Source organism: Thioalkalivibrio halophilus (assembly GCF_001995255.1).
GTDB classification, from domain to species: domain Bacteria; phylum Pseudomonadota; class Gammaproteobacteria; order Ectothiorhodospirales; family Ectothiorhodospiraceae; genus Thioalkalivibrio; species Thioalkalivibrio halophilus.
Genome location: NZ_MUZR01000016.1, coordinates 50,202 through 60,147, shown reverse-complemented (window position 1 = coordinate 60,147; position 9,946 = coordinate 50,202). Strand labels below are relative to the sequence as shown.

7 protein-coding genes and 1 pseudogene are annotated in these 9,946 nt (G+C 65.5%); 7 read left to right on the top strand and 1 reads right to left on the bottom strand.

Annotated features, from left to right (window positions below):
* On the bottom strand, positions 1-108 hold a 108-nt coding region (gene rpmH, locus B1A74_RS05880; RefSeq protein WP_077244062.1), incomplete at its 3' end, for a 50S ribosomal protein L34.
* Positions 109-387: 279 nt separating this feature from the next.
* On the opposite strand from rpmH, the pseudogene dnaA reads away from it, so the two are divergent.
* The 7 genes and pseudogenes from dnaA to xth all read left to right on the top strand — a co-directional run.
* A pseudogene (dnaA, locus tag B1A74_RS05875) lies at positions 388-1,524 on the top strand (chromosomal replication initiator protein DnaA); the annotation flags it as partial.
* Between the two features lie 260 nt (positions 1,525-1,784).
* The gene (dnaN, locus tag B1A74_RS05870; protein ID WP_077244059.1) at positions 1,785-2,888 is read left to right on the top strand and encodes a DNA polymerase III subunit beta; all 1,104 of its coding nucleotides are present in this window, start codon (positions 1,785-1,787) and stop codon (positions 2,886-2,888) included.
* A gap of 14 nt (positions 2,889-2,902) precedes the next feature.
* Positions 2,903-3,979: a DNA replication/repair protein RecF gene (recF, locus tag B1A74_RS05865; RefSeq protein WP_077244058.1), complete on the top strand. Its 1,077-nt coding sequence runs from the start codon at positions 2,903-2,905 to the stop codon at positions 3,977-3,979.
* Positions 3,980-4,088: 109 nt separating this feature from the next.
* The gene (gene gyrB / locus B1A74_RS05860; protein WP_077244057.1) at positions 4,089-6,521 is read left to right on the top strand and encodes a DNA topoisomerase (ATP-hydrolyzing) subunit B; all 2,433 of its coding nucleotides are present in this window, start codon (positions 4,089-4,091) and stop codon (positions 6,519-6,521) included.
* 16 nt (positions 6,522-6,537) lie between these two features.
* On the top strand, positions 6,538-7,053 hold the full coding sequence (locus tag B1A74_RS05855) for a hypothetical protein (RefSeq protein WP_018947258.1): 516 nt from the start codon (positions 6,538-6,540) through the stop codon (positions 7,051-7,053).
* Between the two features lie 59 nt (positions 7,054-7,112).
* Positions 7,113-9,167, top strand: coding sequence for a M3 family metallopeptidase (locus tag B1A74_RS05850; RefSeq protein ID WP_077244056.1), 2,055 nt, complete (start codon positions 7,113-7,115; stop codon positions 9,165-9,167).
* Positions 9,164-9,934, top strand: a complete 771-nt coding sequence (gene xth, locus B1A74_RS05845; RefSeq protein WP_077244055.1) for an exodeoxyribonuclease III — start codon at positions 9,164-9,166, stop codon at positions 9,932-9,934. Before B1A74_RS05850 ends, xth begins: the two co-directional genes overlap by 4 nt.
* Positions 9,935-9,946: the final 12 nt, after the last annotated feature.

The window sequence follows — 9,946 nt, the reverse complement described above, 5'->3', positions numbered from 1 at the left end:
GGCCCGACGGGCATTGATGACCTTGCGACCGCCACGGGTGGCCATGCGGGCACGGAATCCGTGGGTTCGCGCGCGGACGAGACGGCTGGGCTGGAAGGTGCGCTTCATGATGATTCCGGAATGACTGGATGAAAGGCCGGTGAACCTACCCCGTGTAGCGCCACAAGTCAATCATCCCCGGGGGATGCGGCTGGCGTGACCGGGCGCGGCGGGCGTAGACTGCACGCCTGTTTCGTATCCCTCATCGGAGAATATCGCGTGGCTTCCGACAGCCTTTGGAGGGCCTGCCTGGACCGCNNGCCGGCCCCTTCGGCCGGCCGTGTCCCGGTGGCGCCCGCCCCGTCGCCTGCCGCTGCCGGCGCCGGTTCCGGGGGTGAGACACCGGCCGTCCGTCTCGGGATCGGCGGCGAGGAACCGGCGCCGGCAGCGGCAGGCGACGGGGCGGGCGCCACCGGGACACGGCCGGCCGAAGGGGCCGGCACGCCGCCTCGCGCATCCGGACCGGTCAGCAACCTGAATCCGGCGTTCACTTTCGAGACCTTCGTCGAGGGGAAGTCCAACCAGCTGGCCAAGGCCGCCAGTCTGCAGGTAGCCGAAAACCCCGGGGTGGGCTACAACCCGCTGTTCATTTACGGCGGTGTCGGCCTGGGCAAGACCCATCTGATGCATGCGATCGGCAACAGCATCCTGGCGCGTCAGCCGGAAGGCCGGATCATCTATCTCCATTCCGAGCGCTTCGTGGCGGACATGATCAAGGCGCTGCAGCACAACGCGATCGACGACTTCAAACAGCACTACCGGAGTGCGGATGCGCTGCTGATCGATGACATCCAGTTCTTTGCCGGAAAGGAACGCTCGCAGGAGGAATTCTTCCACACCTTCAACGCGCTCCTGGAAGGCCAGCAGCAGATCATCCTGACCTCCGACCGTTACCCCAAGGAAGTCGAGGGGCTGGAGGAACGCCTGAAGTCCCGGTTCGGCTGGGGACTGACCATCGCGATCGAACCGCCGGAACTGGAGACCCGTGTCGCCATCCTGCAGCGCAAGGCGGAACAGGCGGGGATCGAACTGCCCAGCGAGGTGGCCTTCTTCATGGGCAAGCGAATCCGCTCGAACATCCGCGAACTGGAAGGTTCGCTGCGCCGGGTCCTGGCAAACGCCCACTTCACCGGCAAGCCGATCACGGTGGACTTCGCCAAGGAGGCGCTGCGCGACCTGCTGGCGGTGCAGAACAAGCTGATTACGCTGGAGAACATCCAGAAGACGGTGGCCGATTATTACCGGATCAAGGTCGCGGATCTGCTGTCCACGCGCCGCAGCCGCTCGATCGCGCGGCCACGTCAGGTAGCGATGGCTCTGGCCAAGGAGCTGACCCAGCACAGCCTGCCGGAGATCGGTCAGGCCTTTGGCGGGCGCGATCACACGACGGTCATGCATGCCTGCCGCAAGATCGCGGAACTGCGCGAGTCGGACGCGAGCCTCGACGAGGACTATTCCAACCTGCTCCGCACGCTGAGCAGTTGAACGGCGGATGGGAGAACGCCCGCCCGGGGCTGTGGATAAAACGGTGGACAAGCTGTCCCTGTGGCGGTGCAAAAACCGTGGGTGAGTGAGGAGGCGAAATCTGTCCACAGGCCACGCACAGCTATCCCCAAGGGCTGACGGGAAAGATTTATAGTCATAAATTGCTGTTTTGAAATGTAAAACGGTCTTTTTTCCACAGGCTGACGCGTCAGTTATTACTACAAGTATTCATTTAGAAAGCTCTTACAACAGGACAAGCCATGGAACTCTCATTCAACCGGGAAGCGATGACCGAGGCCCTGCAGCGGATCGTGGGGGCGGCCGAGAAAAGGCTGACCATGCCGATCCTCGGGAACGTCCGCGTGCGGCCGGACGATACCGGGGGCATGCGGCTGGAGACTACGGACCTGGAACTGGCCTGGAGTGCACATGCAGCCGGCAACATTCCGGCGGAATGCGACACCACCGTGTCCGTGCGCAAGCTGCTGGATGTGGTAAAGGCCGCACCCGGCGAGAGCGAGATCCGGGCGAGCCTGGATGCGGAACGCATGAGTGTCGGTTTTGGCGGTTCACGGTTTTCGCTCGCTACCCTGCCGGGTGCGGATTTCCCCGACTGGGAGGCCGGCGGAATCGTGGCCGCCGTGGATGTGCCGCAGAACCGGTTGCGGCGGTTGCTGGAGGCGACCATGTTCTCCATGGCGCAGCAGGATGTGCGTTACTACCTCCAGGGGTTGCTGCTCGTGGCCACCGGACACACCCTGCGCGCTGTCGCGACCGATGGCCACCGTCTCGCTCTGGCCGAGATCGAGCTCGATCAGGCGGTGGATAACCGCATCGAACGGATCGTGCCACGCAAGGCGGTGGCCGAACTGAAGCGCAACCTCACCGACGATGACCAGGCGGTGCGTATCGGGTTCGCCGAGGATCAGATGGTGTTCGAGCTGGGATCGGCGATTCTGCGGTCCAAGGTCATTGAAGGGCGGTTTCCGGATTACGAACGGGTGATCCCCGCGGATCTTCCGGCGACCCTGGTGGTGGAACGGGAAGTCCTCAAAAGGGCGCTGGCACGTGTGTCCATCGTCGCGAGTGACAAGTACCGGGGGGTGCGGATGGTCCTGGGACCGGCGGGCTGCCAGGTGATGACCCATAACGCCGATCGCGAGGAAGCGCAGGAGGCGGTGGAAGCATCCTATGACGGGCCGGAAATGGAGATCGGCTTTAACCTCGGGTACCTGCAGGACGTACTGAACGTGATCGAAACGGATTCAGTGCGGATCGGGCTTCGGGACGGTAACTCCTCGATCCTGATCCAGGCGGAACCGCCTGGCGGCGCGCGCTACGTGGTCATGCCGATGCGTCTGTAGCTGCGGACTCCGGGGTGCTGGAAGAACTGCGTATCCAGGGCGTGCGCAACCTGGAGGCGACCCGGCTGAAGCTGAGCGGCGGATTCAACGTGTTCGCCGGGGCCAACGGTGCTGGCAAGACATCGGTACTGGAGGCCTGTCATTTGTTGTCGGTCGGCCGGTCGTTTCGTACGCAGCAACTCCGCCGGGTGGTACGTGAGGGGGAACATTACCTCGGCGTGGGAGGAACGGTGCTGGACCCGGTGAGCGGGACGCGCCACCGGCTCGGTGTGGAATGGCAGGGGAGCCGGCGCTCGCGTCTGGACGGAGAGTGGCTTCGGGGGCATGCGCGCGTGGCGGAATGGCTGCCCTCGCGGGTGCTGCACGCGGGCAGTTTCGACCTGGTACGGGAAGGGCCGGAGGAACGGCGACGGCTGCTGGACTGGGGCTGTTTTCACGGAATTGCCGGCTACCGCGAGGCATGGCAGCGCTGGCGGCGGGCCCACGAGCAGCGAAACGCGGCGTTGCGGCAGGGACAGGGGAGCGCGGCCCGTGAATTCGAGGGGCCACTGGTGGGGGCGGGCGAACGGGTGACCCGGGCGCGCGAAGAGTATGTCGGAGAATGGCGGGCTCGGACGCTGGAGGCCGCGGGGAAGCTGGGTTTCAAGGAGGACCTTGAAGGTCTGGATCTTCGGCTTCGGCCGGGATGGGAGCAGCGTCGCTCGCTGGCGGAGGCGGTTGATCGCAGTCGGAGCTCGGATGCGGAACGCGGGTTTGCGCAGGTCGGGCCGCAGCGTGCCGATCTGGTGCTGAAACTGGCGGGGAGGGACGCGACGGAGGGATCGCGAGGGGAACAGAAACGGCTGGTAACGGCGCTGGTGGTGGGGCAGGGTCTGATGCTGGAGGCGCGTACGGGTCGCTCGCCGCTGCTGTTGCTTGACGACGTTCTGTCGGAACTGGATCGAGGGGTGACGGCCGGGCTGCTCGGCGGCTTGGATACTCTGGGCTGGCAGGTCCTGCTGACCGCAGTGGATCACGGCGCGGTCGGGGACCGGGTTCGGGAGCCCCGGATGTTTCACGTGGAACACGGGCAGGTGACTCCGCCCGACTGATGTTCCACGTGGAACATCCCTCCTCCTTTCACCCCCCGACCCGCCGACCGCCAGACTCGGCCGGCTTTGCGGTACAATGACGGGATTGTCACCTGCCGGAAGCGCATCCATGGCCGACCACGAAATCCCCGCCGATCCCGCCGCCTATGATTCCAGCCAGATCCGTGTCCTCAAGGGCCTGGACGCGGTGCGCAAGCGTCCGGGGATGTACATCGGCGATACCGATGACGGCACCGGTCTGCACCACATGGTCTTCGAGGTGGTGGACAACTCCATCGACGAGGCCCTGGCCGGACACTGTGACAGCATCGAGGTCGTGATCCACGAGGACAACGCCATCAGCGTTGCCGACAACGGCCGTGGCATCCCCACGGATGTCCACGAGGAAGAAGGCAAGTCCGCGGCCGAAGTCATCCTCACCGTCCTGCACGCCGGCGGGAAGTTCGACAACAATTCCTACAAGGTCTCGGGTGGCCTCCACGGGGTAGGCGTGTCGGTCGTCAACGCCCTGTCGGAAGAGCTTCGCCTGGAGATCCATCGCGATGGCCAGCGGCACGAACAGATCTACCACCTCGGCGTACCGGAGACCGATCTGACCGTGGCGGGGGCGACCGAACGGCACGGTACCCGCATCTGGTTCCGGCCCAGCAGCGAAATCTTCTCCGACGTCGAGTTCCATTACGAGATCCTCGCCAAACGCCTGCGCGAGCTTTCGTTCCTCAACTCGGGGGTGCGCATCACGCTCCGAGACCTGCGCGACAACCGCGAAGAGACCTTCGTGTTCGAAGGCGGTATCCGTGCCTTTGTCGAGCACCTGAACCAGAAAAAGACCGCCCTGCATCCCACGGTCATCTACGCCGACCAGATGCGGGACGACTACGCAGTGGAGATCGCCCTGCAGTGGAATGATTCGTATCAGGAGAATATCTTCTGCTACACCAACAACATTCCGCAGCGCGATGGCGGCAGCCACATGGCCGGTTTTCGCGCCGCGCTCACCCGCACGATCAACCAGTATCTCGAGCGCGAGGGCCTGAGCAAAAAGGCGAAGGTCGCCACGGCCGGCGATGACATGCGGGAGGGTCTGACGGCGGTCCTGTCGGTGAAGGTCCCCGACCCGAAATTCTCGTCCCAGACCAAGGACAAGCTGGTCTCCTCCGAGGTGAAGCCGATCGTCGATTCGGTGCTCTCCGATGCGCTGGGCGCCTTCCTGCTGGAAAATCCGCCCGAGGCCAAGGCGATCACCGACAAGGTGCTGGACGCCGCCCGCGCCCGCGAGGCCGCGCGCAAGGCACGCGAAGTCACCCGTCGCAAGGGCGCACTGGACGTTGCCGGCCTGCCCGGCAAGCTGGCCGACTGCCAGGAAAAGGACCCGTCCCGCTCGGAACTCTACCTGGTGGAGGGGGACTCGGCCGGCGGTTCGGCCAAGCAGGGCCGCGACCGCCATTTCCAGGCGATCCTTCCGCTCAAGGGCAAGATCCTCAACGTGGAACGCGCGCGTTTTGACCGTATGCTTGGCTCTGCCGAGGTCGGTACGCTGATCACCGCCCTGGGCTGCGGAATCGGCAAGGACGAATACGACCCCGACAAGCTGCGCTATCACCGCATCATCATCATGACCGACGCGGATGTCGACGGCTCGCACATCCGCACCCTTCTGCTGACCTTCTTCTTCCGGCAGATGCCGGAGCTGATCGAGCGCGGCCACGTCTATATCGCCCAGCCGCCGCTCTACAAGATCAAGCGCGGCAAGCGCGAGCAGTACATCCGCGACGAACAGGAGATGCAGCAGATCATCCACTCCCTGGCCCTGGACGGGGCAGCGCTGCACCCCGCCGCCGAGGCCCCCGCGATCACCGGAGAAGCATTCGAGGACCTGATCCGCGCCTACCAGGCGGCCGCCGCGGCGGTCGGGCGTCTGGGACGTCTGTATGACCCCCGCGTCCTGTGGGGCATGCTGGAAGCGCCACCCATGCCGCGTCCGCGCTCGGTGACCGAACCCGCGGTTCAGCGATGGTTCCAGGCGATTCTCGACGGACTGTCGAGTGACAAGGCGGGTGCCACGCGCTACGAACTGGAGGCCGATCGCGACGCCGACGGTCATGACCGGCTCGCACTCCATCGTCTCGAGCACGGCGCTCGGATGTCGCAGCACCTCACCGACGACACCCTGGCCTCGCGCGATTTCCAGGCGATACTCGATCTGTCCGAACGCCTGCAGAGCCTGCTGGACGAAGGCGCCTACATTCAGCGCGGCGAGCGGCGTCATGAAATCGTCCGTTTTTCCGAAGCCATGGAGTGGCTGCTGGCCGAAGGCCGGCGTGGGCTGTCCGTCCAGCGGTACAAGGGCCTCGGGGAAATGAACGCCGAGCAGCTGTGGGAGACGACCATGGATCCCGAATCCCGTCGCCTCCTGCAGGTCCGCGTGGAGGACGCGATTCGCGCGGACGAGATCTTCACCACCCTGATGGGCGACCAGGTCGAACCGCGTCGCGACTTCATCGAGACCCGAGCGCTGAGCGCCGAAAACGTCGACATCTGAGCCGCGCGCGTCGCCCGTGCTCGCTCTGCTGCTGGCCCTTGTCGCCGTGACCGGCCTCGTCTGGCTGGGGCGGACGGCGGCCCGTCTCGCCCACTGTCACCGCCAGGTCACCCGCGCCTGGGAACAGTTCGATGTCCTGGTGTGCCAGCGTAATGCGCTTTTGCCGCGGGCTCTGACCGAACTCGCGGTCCCGCCGGCCCGCCGCGCCGGCCTGGACACCGCCCTGGAAGCACATGAATCCGCACGCCGCCACGGCAATCCACCGCAACTTGCGGCGGCCGAGCGAGACCTGCGCAAGAACTGGGACCTGCTCGCCGAGGAATTCGATGAATCCACCCGCGATCACTCCGGCGTCCGTCGCATCGAGGCCCTGGATGTAGCCATCACGGATGCCATTCGTCGTTACAATGCGGCCCTTGGCGCCTATCGCTCGCTGTGCCGAACCCCTTCGGGCGTACTGATCGCGCGCCTGACCGTCCGTGGTCCCTACGCCCCCCTGGAGCCGTCCCACCAGCGCGAGCGTGCACATTGATCCGTGTTTCCCTGACAGTGGCATAATCCTGTTCCCAAACACCGACCCCGGGAGCCGTCGTGTCCAATCCGTTGCTGAACGTGGATTCCCTGCCCGCGTTCCGGTCCATCGAGCCGGATCATGTGATCCCGGCCATTGATCAGTTGCTCGCCGACAATCGCCGCGAGATCGATGAACTCGTCGCCCGCGCCGGTGACCGGCCCACCTGGGACAACCTGGTCGCCCCTCTCCAGCACCTCGAAAATCGCCTGGAGACCGCCTGGTCGCCGGTCAGCCATCTGAATTCGGTGATGAATTCGCCGGCCCTGCGCGAGGCCTACAATGCGTGCCTGCCCAGGCTGTCGGATTACGGTTCCTGGCTGTCCCAGCACCAGGGCCTGTACCAGGCTTTCCGCGCGCTGGCCGATAGCGATGAATACCCGCGCCTTTCGCCGCAGCGGCGCAAGGTCATCGACGATGCCCTGCGTGACTTTCATCTGAGCGGTGTCGATCTCCCCGCCGAGGCGCGCGACCGCCTGCGGCAGATCGACGGGCGGCTCTCCGAGCTGACCGCGAGCTTCGAGGAGAATGTGCTGGACGCCACTCAGGCCTGGGCCTATCCGCTACACGAGGAGGGCGAACTCGCCGGCCTGTCCGATTCCGACCGCGCCCTGCTGGCCCGGAACGCCCGTGACCACGAACTGGACGCACCCTGGGCCGCCACCCTCGACTTCCCCAGCGTGCACGCCGTACTCACTCACGCCGACGATCGGGCGTTGCGCGAACGCGTGTATCACGCCTTCGTCACCCGAGCCTCGGAGACCGGCCCGCACGAACTTGCCTACGACAACTCCGCCAACATGGTCGAAATCCTGCAGCTGCGCCAGGAAAAGGCCGAACTCACCGGTTTTCCCCGTTACGCCCATCGTTCGCTGGCGACGAAGATGGCCGAGACGCCGGAGCAGGTGGAGCAGTTTCTCGCCGATCTCGCCCGCCGGGCCCGCCCCCGGGCCGAACGCGACCGCGCCGAGCTGGAGCGCTTCGCCCGCGAGGAACTGGACCTCGAGCAACTCGAATCCTGGGATGTGGCCTGGGCCGCGGAGAAGATGCGCGAGCGCCGGCTCGGACTCTCGCAGGAGATGCTGAAACCGTATTTCCCCGCCACCCGGGCCGTTGACGGTCTGTTCCGTCTGGTCGAACGCCTGTTCGGGGTCCGCTTCGAGGCCGATCCCGCGATCGAGACCTGGCACGACGACGTGACCTTCTACCGCATCTTCGGACCCGAGGGCGATGAACGCGCCGGCTTCTATCTGGATCTCTACGCCCGCCGCAACAAGCGCGGAGGCGCCTGGATGGATGTCTGCCGCCAGCGCTATGCGCGGGCTGACGGATTGCAGCTGCCCGTCGCCTACATGACCTGCAATTCCACGCCGCCGGTGGATGACCAGCCCGCGCTGTTCACCCACGACGAGGTGATCACGCTCTTTCATGAATTCGGCCACGGCCTGCACCACATGCTGACGCGGGTCGACGAGCCCGAGATTGCCGGCATCAACGGTGTGGAATGGGATGCGGTCGAACTGCCCAGCCAGTTCATGGAAAACTGGTGCTGGGAGCGGGAACCGCTGGACCTCTTCGCCAGGCATCACGAGACCGGCGAACCAATGCCGGAGGACCTGTACGAACGCCTGCAGGGCACGCGTCATTTTCATGCTGCCCTGCAGCTGCTGCGCCAGGTGGAATTCTCCATGTTCGACATGCGCCTGCACGACCGTCCGGCCCCGACGGATCCCGCAGAGATCCAGGACCTGCTGGACACGGTGCGGCAGGAGGTCGCGGTCTTCATTCCGCCGTCGTATAACCGCTTTCCCCACGGCTTTGCCCATATCTTCGCGGGGGGCTACGCCGCGGGTTACTACTCCTACAAGTGGGCCGAGGTGCTCTCGGCGGATGCCTTTGCCCGGTTCGAGGAGGAGGGCCTGTTCTCGCGCGAGGCCGGCGCCGACTACCTGCACGAGATCCTCGAGGCGGGGGCATCCCGCCCTGCCGCGGATTCCTTTCGAGCGTTCCGCGGCCGCGACCCGCAGATCGATGCGCTGCTGCGCCACAGTGGACTGGAGGAGAAGGCCGCGTGAAGATCGCCAGCTGGAACGTCAATTCCCTGAAGGTGCGCCTGCCCCAGGTCCTGTCATGGCTGGGGACGTCGCATACCGACATCCTCGCCCTGCAGGAGACCAAACTGACCGACGAAGCCTTCCCCGTGGCCGCCATCCACGAGGCCGGCTATCAGGTGGTCCATTCCGGCCAGAAAACCTATAACGGGGTCGCCATCCTGTCGCGCACCGAGGCCACCGACGTGGTGACCGATCCGCCCGGGCTCGACGACGCCCAGCGCCGCATCCTCGCCGCGACCATCGCCGGCGTGCGGGTGGTGAACCTGTACGTGGTCAATGGCGAGGCCGTGGATTCGGAAAAATACGCCTACAAGCTCGACTGGCTGTCGCGGGTCCGGCGCTGGCTGGAAGAAGAGGCCCGGCACCACGACAGGCTCGTGGTCCTCGGCGATTTCAATATCGCGCCGGACGACCGCGACGTTCACGATCCGGAGGCCTGGGAGGGCAAGGTCCTGTGTTCGGCACCCGAACGCGAAGCGTTGCAGTCCCTGCAGGCCCTGGGGCTGGCGGATACGTTCCGCGCGTTTGATCAGTCCGAAGGTGAATTCTCCTGGTTCGACTACCGAGCCGCGTCCTACCGCCGCAATCGCGGGTTGCGCATCGATCTGATCCTCGCGTCGGCGGCCCTCGCCAGCCGGCTGGCGGGGGCCGGTATCGACCGCGAACCCCGCGCCTGGGAACGCCCCTCCGACCATGCCCCGGTATGGGCGGAATTCACCGACGACTGACCCCGTCTGACC